The organism is Kineococcus sp. AC630, assembly GCF_979255925.1.
In genome coordinates this window covers 54,758-72,298 of record NZ_CEEDMJ010000014.1, presented here as the reverse complement: position 1 = coordinate 72,298, position 17,541 = coordinate 54,758, and the positions used below count along the sequence as shown (strand labels likewise).

At 69.3% G+C, this 17,541-nt stretch carries 10 protein-coding genes; 1 reads left to right on the top strand and 9 read right to left on the bottom strand.

Annotation, left to right across the window (positions count from 1 at the left end; all coding sequences use genetic code 11):
• Positions 1 to 239 precede the first annotated feature (239 nt).
• Entirely contained in the window at positions 240 to 812 is a 573-nt protein-coding gene (locus AC0I8G_RS15810) for a hypothetical protein (protein WP_471730776.1), read from the top strand.
• Between the two features lie 93 nt (positions 813 to 905).
• On the opposite strand, the gene AC0I8G_RS15805 is transcribed toward AC0I8G_RS15810, so the two are convergent.
• The 9 genes from AC0I8G_RS15805 to AC0I8G_RS15765 all read right to left on the bottom strand — a co-directional run bounded on the left by AC0I8G_RS15805 (position 906) and on the right by AC0I8G_RS15765 (position 17,534).
• On the bottom strand, positions 906 to 2,906 hold the full coding sequence (locus tag AC0I8G_RS15805) for a hypothetical protein (RefSeq protein ID WP_471730775.1): 2,001 nt from the start codon (positions 2,904 to 2,906) through the stop codon (positions 906 to 908).
• A gap of 241 nt (positions 2,907 to 3,147) precedes the next feature.
• Positions 3,148 to 3,474: a hypothetical protein gene (locus AC0I8G_RS15800; RefSeq protein WP_471730774.1), complete on the bottom strand. Its 327-nt coding sequence runs from the start codon at positions 3,472 to 3,474 to the stop codon at positions 3,148 to 3,150.
• Positions 3,475 to 3,553: 79 nt separating this feature from the next.
• Complete coding sequence (locus AC0I8G_RS15795; protein ID WP_471730773.1) at positions 3,554 to 6,355, bottom strand: P-loop NTPase family protein; 2,802 nt, start codon at positions 6,353 to 6,355, stop codon at positions 3,554 to 3,556.
• A 383-nt stretch (positions 6,356 to 6,738) separates the two neighbouring features.
• Entirely contained in the window at positions 6,739 to 8,559 is a 1,821-nt protein-coding gene (locus tag AC0I8G_RS15790) for a UDP-glucose 4-epimerase (RefSeq protein WP_471730772.1), read from the bottom strand.
• A 337-nt stretch (positions 8,560 to 8,896) separates the two neighbouring features.
• The gene (locus tag AC0I8G_RS15785) at positions 8,897 to 9,487 is read right to left on the bottom strand and encodes a hypothetical protein (RefSeq protein WP_471730771.1); all 591 of its coding nucleotides are present in this window, start codon (positions 9,485 to 9,487) and stop codon (positions 8,897 to 8,899) included.
• A 139-nt stretch (positions 9,488 to 9,626) separates the two neighbouring features.
• Entirely contained in the window at positions 9,627 to 10,610 is a 984-nt protein-coding gene (locus tag AC0I8G_RS15780; protein WP_471730770.1) for a hypothetical protein, read from the bottom strand.
• Positions 10,611 to 10,893: 283 nt separating this feature from the next.
• On the bottom strand, positions 10,894 to 12,159 hold the full coding sequence (locus AC0I8G_RS15775) for a C40 family peptidase (protein WP_471730769.1): 1,266 nt from the start codon (positions 12,157 to 12,159) through the stop codon (positions 10,894 to 10,896).
• Positions 12,160 to 12,162: 3 nt separating this feature from the next.
• Positions 12,163 to 14,397 carry a hypothetical protein gene (locus AC0I8G_RS15770; protein WP_471730768.1) on the bottom strand — a complete coding sequence of 745 codons (2,235 nt, stop codon included), beginning with the start codon at positions 14,395 to 14,397 and terminating at the stop codon, positions 12,163 to 12,165.
• 68 nt (positions 14,398 to 14,465) lie between these two features.
• Complete coding sequence (locus tag AC0I8G_RS15765; protein WP_471730767.1) at positions 14,466 to 17,534, bottom strand: ATP-binding protein; 3,069 nt, start codon at positions 17,532 to 17,534, stop codon at positions 14,466 to 14,468.
• Positions 17,535 to 17,541: the final 7 nt, after the last annotated feature.

The following is a 17,541-nucleotide window of genomic DNA, read 5'->3' as shown; positions in this document are numbered from 1 at the left end:
GAGGTGCTGTCAGCTGATGCGGGGACGTGGCAGTCGCTGGCCGTTTTGATCCGCGTCCGCACCCCCGTCGGCCCCACCATCATCACTGCCGATCGATCCGACGAGCTTGAACCCAGGAGGACCTGGTGACCCCGCACTCCTCACCCACCCCTGAGGGGCCCGGATCAGCTGATCCCCTCGCACCGGGTACCGCCGGCGTCTCCGCCCCGCGGGCCGCAGGGCGACCGTCGACCTCAGGCGTGGACAGCGCGGCGCAGGTGAGCCCACCCGAGATCACCCCGGAGCAGGTGGCGCTCGAGGTAGAACAGTTGGCGGCGCAGAGCAACCGCGTTTTCGCGGCCGATCTGGCCGATCACCTGTGGTGGATGGCGGGGGCGGTCGATCCAACAGGAAGCGAGCAACACCCCATCTCGCACGAGGACCGAGTCCAGCAGGCCGCCTACCGCACGCCACTGCTGGCGGCGAAGTCGCTGCGCACTGTTCGTCAGACGCGGGCCCAGGGGGCCGCTTTCGCGCCGCGTCTCGGGACCGATTCCGACGTTGAGCACGGCGCCCGCCGCGGCCGGTTCCGTCGACAGCTGGCCCACGAGGAGCAACTGTTGGAGATCATCGTCGCCGGTCTCGCCGCTCAGCAGGGCATCTTGCGAACCCCGCGCAACGCCTGGAAGCGAGCCAAGGGCAGGTTGGCGCAGCTGAACATGGAAACCGACGTCGCGCGGGGCACCATCACCCGACTCGTCGAGGAAGAGCGCTCAGGCGGCCGAGACACGACCATCAACCTCGCAGCCGACTCAGGCAGCGGAACTCATTAGAACTGCCCCGATCAAACCGAAGCGGCAGAACACCTCTCGGTGATCTGCCGCCTCGGTCGGGAAGGTAGTGCGCCTCACATCCTGTAGCCAGGATCAGCCAACGTCGCTGAACTTCTCGCTGTACTCCTGCGCGGACTTCGGGACCCTGCCGGAGTTGATCCGCCAGTTGTCGTCATCCTTGTTGATCTGGAAGTAGCTCTCCGCAAACACCTGACCCGCGCCGGGCCCTGCATGGTCCTGGAAGGTCTGGTGCATCCCGTCGATGAAAGCCGGGGAGTCCCCGTCCTTCGCGCTCTCCGCCCACTCCGCGAACTCGATGGGCACCCCGGCCGCCTTCGCCGCCGCCAGCCAGGTGTCGATGCCCTTCGGGCCCCCGCCGCCGTCGAGCATCTGTGCGCGCTCGTCGAACTCAGCCTGCGTGCTGACCGGCGGATAGGCGTTGTAGTAGCTGGTGCCCATGAAGTCGATGCTGCCCTTGATCGCCTGGAGCAGTTCATGGCTGTCGCCGTCGTAGCCGTTGCTTTCGTGGTTGAAGCGCACGCCCAGCAGGGCGTTAGGGAACTCCTTCTGCTGGATCGAACGGGCCCGCGCGAACGCCTTGGTCCAGGCGTCCTCCTGTCCAGCCTTGACCGCCCAGCTCATCCAGTAGCCATTGGCTTCGTAGCCGAACTCGATGAACGCCTGCCCAGCACGATCACCCCACTTCGACTTCAGGGTGGAGAACGCGTGACGCAGGTACTCGTCGTTGTCCCCGTTCGCAGTCGCCTCCCACGAGGACCCCTCCGGGAACGGCGGCATCGCGATGATGAGCGACTTGTCCCAGGTGTCCGAGCCGAACTCTGCGCCCGGGTTGAGCTGATCGGCGTTGCCGGAGTAGTCAGTCCACGTCGTGGCGACCTCGGCCGGAACGCCGCGCAGCTTCTCCACCGCGGCCCGGTCACCGGGCTCACCGGAGATGCCCGAGAGCCAGTCACCGGAGGCGACGTCTACCTTGGTCTTGCCGCTGCTGGCCGCGGCCGGGGCGTCGGTGGAGGTGTCCGTGGCGTCGTCCCCGCCCTGCTCGTCGTCGCCCTGGTCCTCCTTCACGTCGCTGCCCGTGCCCGAGCCCCGGCCTTCGCCGCAGTCCGATGCCTGCTCGGCGGCCTTCTTGCGGACATCGTCGCTGAACGTCGGCGCGGCTGAGGGGCCGTCCTCCAGCGGGGCGTTCACGGTGCCGTCGTCGGCGAGGGTGGTGGTGAGCTGGCCCTGCGTGACCACGCAGGTGTCGTCACCGGCCTTGTCACCCTCGTCATCGCTCTCGTCGTCACCGGTGCTGTTGCCGGCGCTATCGCCGGTGCCAGTCGTGGCGCTCGACGAACTCGAGGACGAGGTCGACGAGGAGGAACTGGTCGGAGTCGACGACGGGGAGCTGCTCGGCGCGGCCGTTGGGGCTGCCGTGGCCGTGTCGTCGTTGTCCTGGTCCTGGCCGGACCCGGTGTCGCTCGAGTCGTCGTCGGCGCCGGTGATCTTGTCGAGGAGCGAGTGCCAGGTCCGGCTCACCCAGCTCTGGTCGTCGGGGTCGGCCGCGGCGGGGGCCTGCTGCGGCAGGACCCAGACCGTCGCCATCCCCTCGGTCGTGGCCTTCAACGTGACCTTGGTGGAGTCCTGCGCGGTGTCCTGCTTGACGATCCCCCCGAGGGCGGTGGGCTTCGACGACGGCTTGGAGGTGGGCTCCGCCGTCGAGCTGTCCTCGGCGTCGGCGTCCTTCTCGTCGGAGGCGTCCTTGCTGCTGTCCTTGTTGCTGTCCTCAGCGGCGGGGACGACGGTGCCGCCGTCGTCGGTCACGGTCTGGGTGGCAACGGCCTTGGCGTCCACGTTGACCGTGAACTCCTTCGACTGCACCGTCTTGCGTCCGGAGGTCTCACCGGCCGCCTCGTCGGGGACGTAGACGAACGAGAGCTGCACACCGCCGCCGGCGAGGCTGGAGACGGAGTACCGCACCGCTCCATCGGTCCCGGTGATCGTGGGGTGCAGGACGGTGGTCTTGACCTCGCCGGTGGCGGTGGACGCGGCGTGGGCCAGGCCCGGCTGGGACAGCACGAGAAGGCCGGTCATGGCGGCAGCTGCCGCCAGGCTTGTGGGGCGGCATCTAGCGGAACGCGTCGTGCGGGGCGGTGTGAACACCAAGAGCTCCTTGAGACGTGAACTGGACGGAAGGTCAGGAAAGACGTGAACACTGAGGGCACCACTCCCCATTACCCTCAGCGGGTAGTGACTCATTACCCGCGCAGGGTAGCGGTCGGGGCTCGTTGTTCCAACAGGCCGCGATGGAGGGCCCCAGGGCAGCCCCTGCACCTCAACGCACCTGCCCCTGCTCCTCATGAGCTCGACGGGCCCGGCGCTTGGCCACCGCACTGACGGCCAGGGCAAGCAGCAGTAGACCCGCAGCGACCCCGACCAGGAGCCGCGTCAGGTCCAGTCCTGCGCCGCCGCTGGCAGGCAAGGTCACGACGAGGTCAGACCCTGCGGGGAGAGTGACGCGGTGCTCGAGCAGCCAGACGCTGACGCGGCTCCAGGCGATGCCGATCCCACCGAAGGCCACGAAGGCTGCGGCGATCAGGAAGAGCTGAGCGCGGTCGTCGTCGCTGGAGGAAGGAGTCGTGTTCTGGGCGGGGCGTTCCATGGTGTCTCCTGAGACTGGCCGGGTGATGGTGGACGCGGCGCGCTCCTGCAGCGCGACCGCTTGGCGGTGGTCGGTGTCGTCACCGCACGACGTGCAGGTGCGTGCGCTCCCCTGCCTCGCCGGGCACAGGACCGGTCACTGCCGGGGCAGTGGGAGGGCGGCGGCTGCCCGCTCGAACGCGTTGGGGCCGGCTCGGGCGAGGCGTGGCCTCTACTCCACGGGGTGCGGCCACCTTGGAAGCGGCGCGTGAGCCGCCGCTGCGGCTCGAGCTCGCACGCGGCGGCTCGGGACGCGACGAGGACGCCTCCGTGTCGAGGTCATCGTCGCGGGGAATCCGGGCGGTGATGAGAGTGCCGGCATCAACCGTCAGAGACGCTGCGTCGTCCTGATCGTCGCGCCACTCCAACCGGCGCAGGTCAGGTTCGTCGAAGTCGTCTTCGGGGTCGCCCTCCAAGACAGCCCAGTGATCAGTTCCGTCATCGACGAGGACGAGGTATCCCGCCGCCAGTTCGTCGACGTCGAGATCGACTGCATCGCCGTAGCCGTCGAAGGGGTCGCCGGCTGACTCGTCGAACTCCTCCAACTCGCTGGGGCCCTCATCGCCGTCCGCATCGACGTTGTCCCGTGCCAGAAGGTCGGCGGCGCCGCCGGCCGAAGATCCGCGCGAGACGCGACCGGTCGGCTCGATCGCTACGAACCCACCGGCTCGCGGGTCGCGCTCGACGAACACGATGTCGTCGACGTCCGCTGGGTCGCGCTCCGCGGCGATGTCTGCCGGGAGCCATTCCGCGGCCAGGGCCGGGGACAGTAGGGACCGTGTCGCCAGGTCTGGACGTAGTTGGAGCGGGATGATGCGCGCGACGTCTCGTAGGTGCTCGCTGGGTCGGGCTCCGACGCCGGCGGTCAGGGACGGCTGGAAGTAGGGACGCGACCACTGCGCGTACCGCACCTCTTCTTCCTCGCTCTTGTCGTTCTTGTCGCCCTTGGGCCGGCGCGGTTCGGGCGGAACGATGACCAGGCGCTCGTGGGAGGCCTCGCTGGGCCTGAGGGCACGGAGGATGTCCAGGTCGTCGTGCTGACCTTCGCGGACCTTGCGGGGATCGGGGGTCCAGAACGTCTGGACCTCGATGACGTTGCCACCGGGTCCCAGCGTGGTGCCGCGGCCGCGGATCCGGGGGACGCTCACACCAGCGGTGTAGCTGTCCCACATCATGTTCGCGCCTTGCGGGGAGAGGCGCCCCAAGGCAACGCGGGCACGGAAGTTGTCTCGAGCCTCACCGCTGAGGAAGTCCGCGTCGGGGCGCTGGGTTCCCAGGACCAGGTGAACGCGGGAGCTGCGGCCCTTACGGGCAATGGACTTCACCGCCTCCAGCACGGGCGGTTTGCTGGGATCCCCCCCACGGCCGGTGACGCGGATGTCGGCGTACCACGGCAGGACGTTGCCGTAGAAGTCGCGGAACTCATCCAGGATGAGCACGACCGGCTCGAAGTCGGTTTCGGTGGCTTCGCCGGCGATGACAGCGGCGTAACGGTCCTCCATGATCTGCCACACGGCGTGGATGAGGGCGACCTGCTCATCGACGTAGGTGGCGACCGTCTGGACGTTGGGCCACTCCCGGAACCCGAGGAACTCGATGCCCTTGCCGTCGACGATGTGGACAGGCCATCCCCACTTCGCGAAGCGGGCGACGATGTTGTGCAGCAGCACCGTCTTCCCTGTACCGGTGGGCCCCACGACCATGAGCATCGGGTCGATGGCTGGACGCCAGGCGATGGTGGCCCCGTCCTCGTCGACGGCGAAGGGAATCTCGACCCGGTCGTAGTTCAGCAGCGGGTCGATGTCGTGCTCGCGCGGAACCGGAGACGGCACTCGCGTGGGGAGGGTGGGACGCAGCTCGAAGCGGACGAAGTCCTGGTGCAACTGAAAGCGCGCTCGCCAGCGGCCCGCCATCATCGCGGACAGGCTGCGCTCGACTCGAGCGCGTTGCGCAGGTGTGGCGACGCGAGTGCCAGCCTGGTGGTGGACGTTGAGAGCGACGATCTGCCGGGTGACCACCCCCTCCCCGGAGGTTGAGGAGGCTCCCGAGGTGATGACCTGATCGAGGTCGTCGGCTTCGAGGGAGGCCTGCAGCTCGTCGAACTCCGGAGTGAGGCGGGCCCCAGGTCCCAGCAGGGAGCGCACGAGACGTTCAGCTCGGAGGACCTCGAGCTCCAGGTAGGGAGCCAGAGAGGCATCGCGGTACTCCCTCCGCAGGTGCACGACCCCCTTGCGGTTGTCGTGGCGCACGATCACGTAGTCGCAGCCCAGCAAGCGCGACACGGTGTCGAGCACGGACGTCTTCCACTTGGGGTGCTCCGCGTTGACCACACCTCGGGCGTAGGCGAGCTTCAGACGCAACGGCGTCCCGACCCACCATCCGTTCCAGCGGGAGGCCGCGACTCCCCCGCCGCTCTCCCCTGCCTGCCCCTTCTCACGGCGTTCCGGCTTCCATCGCTTGACCTCGACGTGACGGCGCGAAGGCTTGCGCAGACCCAGCAGCGGAGTCAGTGCCTCGGTCAGGTCGTCGGCGAGCGCCGCGCGCCGTGCGCTGCGGACACCGCTGACGGCCTCATGCAGGGACGCTGCTCCACCGAGGACGGCCGCGAGGGTCGAGAGCTTGGGGTAGCCGATTTCGGGGGCTGCGGCGTAGCCGGCCACGGCGCCGGCCACGCACGCCAGTGAGCGGGCGGGCCAGGTCGTGGGTCGAGGAGGCAGCGCTGCGGTTCGGGTGAGCATCGTCGTGCCCGGCTCGCTGAGCAGTCCCTGGCCTCCGGGGTCGGTGGCTCCTAGGGAGGGTGAGCGTTCCTGTGTCGCGGCGGCGGCTTGCGCGAGGGAGGGCATGCCGTTCTCCTGTCGGGGTGAGTTGCCCCTTGGGGGGCCGGTTCACTCCGGTAGGTGCCTCAGTCGCGCAAGGTGTGACAGGTGGGGAAGAACTTTCTCCACGCGCGTCGCGATACAGCGTCGGCTGTGGAGGTGGGCTTGCGGCGCTCGCCGGTCCTGGAGGGTGGTGTCGCTCTGCGGGGGTGTCTCAGTCGTCGGCTTGGACATGGCCGGTGGACTGGGTGGGCTCCTTCAGTGGATCGGGCGGTCGTAGGCGACTGACCGACGCCGTCGCGGTCGTGTCGACGAGCGAGCGCCCTTGCGCGTCGGGTTGATGGTGCTGAGATCCGCAAGCGACGGCCTGCGGTCCTCAGCGCTGTCGGTGGCTGTTTGAGGTGCCCGACCTACTCGGTGGCATCTTCCGAAGCGGCGACTGCGGGCGCCTGTGGTCGCTCGCTCTCGGGAGAGACCACCTCAGCCTGGAGATCGGACACGACTACCCAAGGCGGCTGAGTTCGACCGCCGATCGAGCCACCCGGAGCGACCTGAATGGCTTCGTCCGCTCCGGCAGCACTTCGCCCACCGATGTGGGCGTCCGGCCTCAGCCAGAGGTAGCCGTCGATGCGAGCGTCCTGCCCCAGTGCGAGCGTGCCGCCGATGTGAGCGCCCTGATCCAGCAGGAGGCCGCCGCCGATGTGAGCGCCCTGATCCAGCAGGAGGCCGCCGCCGATGTGAGCGCCCTCATCCAGGATGAGGTAGCCGCCGATGTGAACGGCCTGATCCAGGATGAGGTAGCCGCCGATGTGAACGGCCTGCCTCAGCAGGAGGCCGCCGCCGATGTGAACGGCCTGCCCCAGCAGGAGGCCGCCGCCGACGTGAACGGCCTGCCCCAGCAGGAGGTTGCCGCCGACGTGAACGGCCTGCCCCAGCAGGAGGTTGCCGCCGACGTGAACGGCCTGCCCCAGCAGGAGGTCGCCGCCGACGTGAACGGCCTGCCCCAGCAGGAGGTCGCCGCCGACGTGAACGGCCTGCCCCAGCGCGAGGTCGCCGCCGACGTGAACGCCCTCCGCCAGCACGAGGTCGCCGCCGACGTGAACGCCCTTCCCCAGCGCAAGGTCGCCGACGACGTGAACGCCCTTCCCCAGCGCAAGGTCGCCGACGACGTAAACGTCCTGATCCAGCGCGAGGTCGCCGCCGACGTAAACGTCCTGATCCAGCGCGAGGTCGCCGCCGACGTGAACATCCTGATCCAGCGCGAGGTCGCCGCCGACGTGAGCGCCCTGGAGGAGTGTGAGGTTGCCCGCGAGGTAGGAGTTGGTGAGGTCGATCTTTCCGACGTGCTGTCCGGTGAGGGTGAAGTCGTCCAGCAGTTGGGCGCCCCGCAGGTTGACCCCGATCGATGGGGTGTTCTCGTCGAGGAGGGGGAGCACTGCGGTGATCAGACGTTGGGCGGTGCGGCGGACTTCGGCTTCGGCGTCTCGAAGATCACGGGCTGCCTCGTCAGCAGGCTTCCAGGCGCGAGGACGCGCCTGGTGAATACCGGCCTGGGCCGCGCTCGCGGTTGCTTCGCCATCGTCCGTCGCCTCGCTGGAGTCGGCGGGTGGGGGGGCGTCGTGGTCGGGATGGTGAAACGGCTGCCGCAGGTAGGCGCAGAGGATGTCGACCACCGTCGGCACGCGGTCACGGTCCTCGGCGGCGAGGCGGAACAAGCTGTGCATGCCGCCGAGCCGTACGGCCGCGGCGGCATGGCCGAGCTGCTCGACCGCCTTGGTGAACCGGTCGTCGCGGGCGCTGGTGACGTCGCGTTGGTCAGTCAGGTCGTTGGACCGGCGGGTCTCTTCGAGGCTGGCTCGGGTCAGGCTGGCGGTGTGGTGGCTGACGACGACGCCGATGCCGGCGGCTGCGGCAGCCATCACTGCTCCCGACAGCACGCCGAGCGGTGACCGGGCGGAGATCTCCGCGGTGACGCGAGCGTTGGGGTCGGCTGGCGTCGGCTGCACGTTGTCGGGGACGAACAGGTCGGGCAGGAACACCCAGATGCCGACGATGACCGCGACGGCGATCACGATGATGCCGACGATGAGCCAGATCAGCCGGGGCGGCAGTCCGCCTGTGGTGTTCGTCGAGGAGCCGTTGCTGGCCTGACCAGTTCGGTCCGGGCCGCGGTCTGCGATCGGTAGAGACTTCTTGGCCGGCTTACCGACACTGCCCTTCGGATCGGCCATGCCCAGGGATCCTGCCGCCTGTTCGTTGATCCGTCTCGCGAACGCCGGCACTGAGTGCACTGCCGCGACGAGGTGGACATCGCTGCGGCCGCGAAGTGCGTGGCTTCAGGGATGAGAACAGGCGGGCGCTGAGCAGACCCCCGAGCCTGCCTGCTCGCGATGAGACGTCAACGGCCGCCCGGAGTGCGGACCCGGCGAGCTCAACACGCCGAGTCCTCCTCACCCCTTTCCGCTCGCTTGACAGTAGGGGTACGCTCAAGCAGAGGTTCCCGGCGCAGCCCTCGGACTTGAGCGATCCCCAACAGTCGCTCACACATGTCACACACCTCCTCGGGTGTCACAACGACGGCGAGGGATCGGTACGGGGTTCTTCCCCTTGAGGTTCAGGCCCCCAGAGCGGCGATGTGGGTTCTCCCTTCCCGGCGCTTGCGGTAGTCACTGAATCGCCACCAGGCGCGGACCCTTCATCAGGAGTTCGGCGGCGACTCCAGTACGCGCGCATCGCCTGGCTCTGTCGGGCGGTACCGGCCGGGCTGGGTCCCCGCCGGGTCTGTTCGGGCGCAGGAGGAAAGACCTGGCCGTCGTTGTACTGCTCCTCCAGCAGCTCGCACATCAACGTCATGCCGGCGATGACCAGCTCAGACTTGGTGTTGAAGCCGTCCACCTCCAGCTGGGTCCAGTACCAGGCGTTCTTGGCCCGCTCTTCGAGCTCGTTCGGGGTGTAGTGGCTGTGGGCGCAGCCCAGTCGAACGGTTGGCGCTGTAGCGCCCACCGCGGCGTGCCTCCGCAAGGGGTTGTTCGGCAAGGGGTTCGGCTGAGGCGTCGAGCAGCTCGTTGGCGACTTCTGCCCCCTTGCCGTTCGGCGGCGGAGCCCCAGGCGAATCGGCAAGGTAGCCAGCGCGGCCGCCGTGGTCATCGCGGTGGTCATCGCGGTGGGGCTGCGAGGTCTTCGGGTTCAAGGTCAACGACCCGCTCCTCGGCGTCGGGGCGAGTAGTGACATGCCACAGCGGAGCCATGTGGCTGTGACATGTCACTACTGGTGTCGGGGCGGGGTCCACGGGTCACGTCAGTTCCCGTCGGAGGCAGTCGTGATCTTCCCGGCGACCCAGGAGCCGTCGCCCTTGGTGACGCGCACCGTCGATAGCTCGCGTTCGGTGGGCTCCCCCTGACCGTCGAGGGCCGCCCACATGAAGACGACGTCGACGACGATCGGCAAGGCCTGGGTGTCGTCGCGGCCGGTGCGCAGAACTGCGTGAGCCTGCTGGCGTGGCTGCGTCCACCCGCCGGCTTCGACGTCAGCGGCAAGGGCCTGCCAACCAGCCTCGAGCAGCGCCCCTCCATCGGCCGAGCCGACGAGAGCGGGGTCGGTGATGGTGCGCTCTGGCGGTAGCGAGCTGATGAGGAGGTCCTGCAGCACCTGATCGCTGACCGGCCCAGCCAAGGTGTCTTCAGGCGTCGGGATCGCGGATGTATCCGCTCCCGCCGCGGCTTCCGTCCCGACCATGGACGTCGAAGGGGCAACGCTCACGGCGGTGGGTGCGGTGGATGCAGACGCGGGAGGCGAAGCCGCCCCCGCGAGCGCCGGCGACGTCGCGGATGACGCGCTGCCACTTCCACCGGTACCTGATGGGGTCATGAGGGCCTGAGGTGGTGCGGCGGTCGTGGAGACGGGAGGAGGCGTCGACGCCTCCCACGGCAAGCGAACAGGCAGCAAGCAGGCTGCCCCGACTGCTGCCAGCACCACCGCGACAGCCAGCGGCAGCAGCACGCTCCGAGCACTGGCGGGGTGTCCTGCACCTTCGACGGCATCCTCTTCGCCGCCGTCGTCTTCGTTGTCTTCGTCGTCCTCGTCGTCTTCATCGCTGAGGTCGTCCTCGAGCAGCCTTGCCAGTGGGTCGTGCGTCTCCAGGCGGCGTGCGTTGGAGTCGGACAGGACCGGCGGGGACACGTCAGAGGAGAACGCGTCGGGGAGGGCATCGGTTGTGGGATCGCTCGAGGCCAGCGGGCTGGTGCGGCGGCGCGCTGCGCGGCCGGTGATCGGCTGCATCATCGGGGCTCCTGTTCCGTCGGGTCTTGGGCACGGCGCTCGCGGTCAGCTCGGCCTGCTCCTTCAGAGAGGTAGGTGCTGGTGGGGGTGCGGTTGGGACAGCGAGCAAGGGTCGGATCTGAGTCCTTGCCGGCGTGGACGTACTTCATCGACGTCGAGGCTTGCCGAGTGTCGGTGGCTGCTGACTTCCCGTGCGGGAGGCGCTGCGCGCCGTTCAGGTGTTGACCTGGACGTGGATCTGGACGTCGGCCCAGACGTCGGCCCGGACGTCGTTGTCGGCCGGCGTTCAGGGGAAGTGGACGGCACCGGCGTAGGAGCTCATCCACACGGCTTCCTCACGCACGAAGGTGCCGGTGCGGGGGGCATCGATCATCTGTCCTCCGCCGAGGTAGATGGCCACGTGATAGATGCCGGTGCCGGCAGCGGGGTTGGAGCCGAAGAAGATCAGGTCTCCGGGGGCGACGGCTTCCAGGCCGGCTGAGCGCGGGATCCGTGTGCCCTGCAGGGCCTGCTGAGAGGAGACTCGTGACAGCTGGATCCCGGCGGCGGCGTAGGCGTACTGGGTCAGGCCGGAGCAGTCGAAGCCGATCGTTCCCTTGCCTTGAGCGAACCCTTCGGAGGGTCCGCCGATGACGGTGCCGCCTGGGCCGGGTCGTCCCCTTCCTCCACCCCAGGCGTAGGGGGTACCGGTCCACTGGCGGGCTGCGGCGATGATGACGGCGGCTCGGCCGCTGGCTTCGGGAACGGCAGCGCCGCCGGCGGCCACGCCGATCTGATCGAAGGTGTCGATGTTGGCCAGGACCTTGTCGACGTAGGTCTGCGAGTGGTTGTAGCCGTAGAGGGCTGCCCGCAGCTGCTCGCGGTTGGAGAGGTCCTTGGCGCTGGTTCCGCAGAGGTGGACCACCGCGCCGAGGGTGACGTCGTAGGCGTTGTGCGGGTCCGCGACGCCGTCGCCGTTGCCGTCTCGGCCGTAGGCGACCCAGCTGGTGGGGATGAACTGCACCGCGCCCACGGCGCGGTCGTAGACGGTGTCGCCGTCCCAGCGACCGCCGTCGGTGTCGCGGATGGCGGTGCGGTTGCCGCCGACGCCGGAGCCGTTCAGCGCTGGGCCGATGATGTGCGGGGTGATGTCGCCGGTGGGGCTGATCTGATGCCCGGCGGCGAGGTTGGACTCCACCTGGGCGATGCCGGCGAGGATCGACCAGCGCATGCCGGTGCACTGCGGGGCCACGGTCGGGGTGGCTGCGGCAGCCTTGCCGAAGGCGTCCAGCAGCACGGCGTTGATTCCCGGCACCGAGGACGGGGCCACCCCTGAGACACCGCCGCCTCCGCCGCTGAGCGCGGAGACCACCAGCAGGACCAGGACCGCGACTCCGGCGATCACCGCCAGAACCAGTCCGGCCGCGGCTCCGAGGATCCACTTCAGGGGGCCGCCGCCCTGACCGCTGCCAGCGCCACCCCCCTTGCCATTACCCGTACCCGCACCCTTGCCGTTGCCCTTGCCGTTGACGCCTGCACCCGATCCAGGCCGCAGGGTCGTGATGATCGCCACGACTCAGACCGACTTCTTGCCGAAGCGGAAGCGGGGCATGCGAGAACCGGCCGCCGGCTTCGGCACGGCTGTCGCCCGAGCCGCTTCACTCCGCCCGGCTTGCCGGGCGCGCGCCGCCGCGGCGGTGCGACGAGGTGATGCACCGGGGCGGGTGCCGGTACGGGTGGAGCTCATGCCCGCGGTCGGGCCCGCGCTGGACCCGCGACCCTTGGGGGTGGACAGCCCGATGGCGGCAGCGGTCACGGCCGGCGCAGCCCTACGACCAGCGGCCTTGCCGACTGCCACCGCAGGACGTGCCGCCGCGGCCAGGCCGTCGCGGTACTCCCCTGCGAACGCCTTGCCCTGCCCCACCTTGCGCTGCACGACTCCGCGAGCAGCGGCCGCGCGGGAGCGGGCAGCAGCCTTGACGATGCGGGTGGCCCGCGGGACGTACACGGGAGCACCGATGGTGGCCTTGGCAGCCACACCGGCCACACCTCCGGCCAGGCTCGCTGCGGTGACTCCGGCCTTGACGAAGCGGTTGCTGGCGACGCGCTGCAGGACGCGCTGGGCGGCGTTTCCACCCCCCGCCGCTGCCGTGGCGCCACCGATCGCGGCGCCGGAACCCCCGAGCGCGCGGCCGCCGGCGGCGCGCATGGCTGCGGCTTGGCCGACGGCCTGACGCGCCTGCGACAGCTTCGGCATCTGAGCCGGTTGCGCCTTACCGCCGCCGGTGAAGGCAGCCGCCTTCTCAGCCATCCGCCGGGCCCGCTCGCTGATGCGCTTGCGCGCGACGACGGTCACGACGATGAAGGAGATGACCATCGCGTCGACGATGAAGAAGCGCACCAGCATGTCGGTGTTGGTCTTGGTGGTCAGGACTCCGCGCAGGAAGACGCAGTAGAGCGCGAGCAGGATGATCAGCCCGGCGACGGTGAGCAGGGACCCGAGCAGGCCGGCCACCGAGCTCCACATGCCGCTGCGTTCACCGGGCAGGATCGCCAGGATCACGTCGATGATCAGCTTCACCGCGAAGAAGATGACCATGAGGGTCGCCAGGAAGATCAGGACGACCAGCACGACCCCCAAGACCGCGAGGGCGCCGCCGGCGGGGGTGAGGATCGCGATGGCTCCCACCCCGGTCCAACCGGGGTCGTCGGCCCAGTCCTTCAGCTTCTCGTCACAGTCGCCGACCGCCGAGCGCGCGGAGTCGTCATCGGAGTCGTAGGGCCCGCCGGTCAGGGCCTTGTCGTAGGCGCTCTGGCAGGAGGTGCCGTCGATGACGCGGCCGTAGTTGATCATCTGGTGCGGCAGGCGGACGAAGGTGTCGACCATGGCCCCGCCGGTCTTCTGCTGGACCAGGCCCGGGTCGGGAGTAGCGCTCTTACCGTCGCTGGTGATGACGGTGGCCACGCCCTGACCCGCGTCGCGAGCGGCGTAGAGCAACCCGTCGTGCCCGGTGATGAGCGCGACAGGGTTGGCCAGAGCCCCGGCCGCCAGAACCGCGATGGTCGTCGAGACCAGCAACTGCACCAAGCCCTTGGCGAAACGGCCGCTGGCAATGATGCACGCGACCCAGAGGCCCATGACGCTCAGCGCCAGTCCCCGCAGGCCCAGCTTGGCGATGACGTCGTTCTGCAGGGTGAGGGCCACCGGGTTGATCGCATCGACCAGCCACTGCACCCACTCCATCTGCAGGGCGAGGTTGATCATGGCGACAGCCGCGCCCACCGTCCAGCGGTAGGCCTCCCACATCCCCGACAGCAGGACCCCGTTGGTGATGAGCTTCATCGCGTTGGTGACCCCGCCGGTGTCCACGCTGAGCTGGTACTTCCCGATCGAGAGACCGTGGGTGTCAGCCGCGTCCAACGGTGCCAGCGGGCCACTGGATGAGGTCGAGCCACCGCCCGCCGCGGTACCGACGCTGCCGGCGCTCGCGGACGGAGTCGGCGCAACGGGCGTCGCTGGGGTCGATGCCGTGGCAGCGCCGCCAGCGGCAGTCCCGAGATTCACCGTGTCGGTGGAGGGGTTGGCGGCGGCTGCCTGCTCCGGGGCGGGGCGTGTGGGGCGTTCCCGCTCGGTTTGCGCGAACGGATCGTCCTTCTGCTCCGTGGCGCCGGTAGTGATGCCGTAGCCGGGCGCGTTTGGTGAGACCTGACCGGCGAGGGCCGCAGCGGAGGTCCTGGCGGGTACGCCGGCCCAGGCCGAACCAGAGTTGAGCAGCTGCACTCCTGCCAGCACGCACACCAGCAGGCACACCAGCACACCACCGAGCGCCCACCGCGCACGGCGGGCGGTGCCGCGAGGGCGCGCGGGCTGAAGAGCACTCATCCCTGGTCCTGGTTCTGGGGCTGCTGGGTGGTTGCAGCGGGGTCGGGTCGAGGGCTGGGCTTCCTGCGCCGGCTGGGTGGTAGGGCCGCACCGGCTGCGTTGATGGGTGTGGGTGTGGGTACAGCTGCATCAGCGACGTCGGAGGCTGCGGCCGTGATGACGTTCGCGGTCTGCTTGGCGCTGCGTACGCGTGAGGGCTTCTCCAGGACGGCAGCCGAGCTGGGGCCAGCGGTGGTCGTGGCCGGTGCCGGAGTTGTGAGGTGGTCCACGTTCTTGGTGCGCCGAGGGTTTCGGGCAGGTTCGGCGGGGCCCGTCGCCGGGGCCGTGGCGCGCGTCTTGGTGCGTACGGGGCGCGTTCCTGGTTCAGGAGAAGTCGCAGGTCGTGTCGCGTCGCTGCGGGTCGCGGGGCGGCTGGAGGTAGCGGTCGAGGGGCTGGTGCTGGGCTGCTTGACCAGCCTCGGGCTGCCAGTGCGGGGAGTCGTCGAGTAGGCGATGCGGCGCGCTTCCAGAGCGGGGCCGAGGATGCGGACCCGACCGATGCGGCGGTAGGAGTCGCGGAAGATCCCCTCCCCGCGTCGTTCGGGGGCGACCTTGCCGTCGGGGTCGGCGGGGTCCCGCGGGGACAGATCACCGGTGATCTCGTCCAGGTGCTCCGGCGTGGGCTCCAGGCCGATCCACTCCAGGGCCTTGCGGGCGAGGTTCTCATCGGTCAGGCGCATGACGAGGCGGTAAGGGATCAAGCCGCGCAGGGTCGGGGAGCCGAAGTCGTTCTCGCAGTCCTGTGAGCCCAGGGCGGCCGCGGCGCCGACCTTGCGGCCCTCCCGAACGAAGATCTCCAGCTCTTGCTCGCCTTCGATGGAGGCGGTGATGTGGTGGCACTCGTCGCAGACAAAGACGACGAGCTCGTCGGGGTCGGCGAAAGCCACCGCGCGGGCCAGGGACATCAGCAGCGCGTACATGGCTCGCCCGAAGTGCTTCTCGGGGTCCATCTTGCGGAACAGGTGCTCGTTGAGGAGCTCGGCGCGAGTGGGCAGCTGCAGTCCGTGGGTGGGGAAGATCAGGGCCCGGGAGGACCACAGATCCAGGGCAGGCAGCGTCTGGTCGAACAGGACCCGGGCGTAGCTCTTGGTGCGCAGGCCACGCAGCTTGCGACCCAGCTCATTCGCGCCGGGCAGGTCATGACGGGCATCGTCGAGCAGGTGCTCGGTCAGGGTCAGCAGGCTGTCGATGCCGTGCTTGGCCCGGTAGGAGGCATCGGTGGTGTAGGTCAGGGCCAGCTCGACGTCGCTGTCGGGAACGATCGAGAGCAGCGGAGTCAGGAGGCGCTGGGCCAGCCGGGAGCCCTCGTCTCCGGGGAACATGCGCAGCGGGTCCAGGCTCCACTCCAGCTCCACGCCGGCGTCCGGGTTGGCCAGGACGGCGGCGACGGTGCACGAGCCCAGCGAGCGGCCGAATGGGACGTACTCGGCGGTGGAGGAGCGGTCGATGGCGGCCAGGCGGGCGCCGCGGTCGGCCAGGGCCCCGGCCAGCGATTTCAAGGCGTAGGACTTTCCGCTGCCGAGCTCACCGGCGACGGCGATTGCTGCGGAGAAGTTGGCCAAGATGGTGGCGAAGAGGTCGATCATGACCACTGAGGTCGCCAGGGTGGTCTCGTTGACCGCCCACAGGGCTCCGCGTCCATCGCCCAGGGCGCTGGAGACGTTGGGGACGGCGGCCGAGAACCCTTCTGAGAGGGAGATCTGGGTCAGGTCGTTGAACTTCTTGGGCCAGGCGGTGCCGGGCAACATCGCCCACCAGGCGTCCTGCTGCTCCCCCAGCGGCCGCTCGAGTGGGTGGTCGAAGGAGCTGTAGAAGCGGGCCAGGGTCGCGCCGTTGGCCAGGGCCTGCTCCCGGGTGGGGGCGCTGGTGGCGAAGAAGGTGATGGTCTGCAGCTCGACCTCGAGCTTGTCCTTGGCCAGCAGTGCCTGGTACTCGGTCAGGGCGGCCGCGACGGCGTCCAGCTCGTGACTACCGGTGGAAATCTCCCCTTCGCGCTGCATGTACTGGTCGTTGAGGTTCTTCACGGCGCGTTGGTTGCGGGAGAGGACTTCTTCTCGTGCGGTGTTGCGCATCCGCACCGCCCAGTCGACTGGGACGCCGCTGTCTTCGGCCTTGCCCAGCCACTCCGTACCAGGGAAGACCGCACCGGCGGACGGTGTCCCGGCGAGCACGGCCAGGGACTGGTAGGACACCAGCGTGTCGTCGTCGGTGTCGACGATCTTGAGGACCTTGCGCTGGGAGGGCAGCAGACGCCGCAGCCGTGCGCGGAACCCCTTCCTCCAGCCGTCAGCGGGGACGTCACTAACGGCGGCCTCGTCGAGGATGAGACGTCCGATGCGTCCTGGAGATTGCATGTGCTGCACCGCCCCGAGCTCGTGCTCGGTCATGTCAGCTGCGGCCTTGAGCTCTTCGAGGCTGGGCGCAGAGGGCAGCCAGGCGTCGTGCTGGGCCAGCCCGCGCGTCTGGGCGTGGCGGTAGAGCCACACGGTCTCCGCTGCACTGGCTGGTCGAGCGTTGAAGGGGCCGGGGATCAGCGCCTGGATCTCCGCGGCATGTTGCATGCGGTCAGCGAGGACCGCGGTGGCCGGGATTCCACGGGGGGCTCCGAGCTTGTTCAGCAGGGAGGTGGTGCCGGCGCGCAGAGGTTCACCCAGGCGGCTGGCGCCGGTGTTACGCAACGGAACGCTGAGCCAGTAGGTGCGTTCAGACAGCGGCAGGTCGCTCTCGAGCCGTTCAGTGGTGGCCTCGACCTCGGCGGCCCACTCCGGCAGTTCCTCCAGGGGGTGACTCAGCCCCCGCAGCATGTCGCGGACGACCTGAACGGGGTCAGAGTCGACCTCGAAGCCCATGTGCAACGACTCCCCGCCCAGCGAGCGGTAGAGCATCTGGTGCAGGACACGGATCTGTTCCTTCTCCGCAACCGCACGACGCCCGTAGGCCTGTCCCTGCAGCCGCCACGTCGCCCAGACGGTGCCGTCGCGGGAGAAGAGCAGGTGTCCGCAGAGGTTCTGGATGGGGTGTTCCATGGTGGTG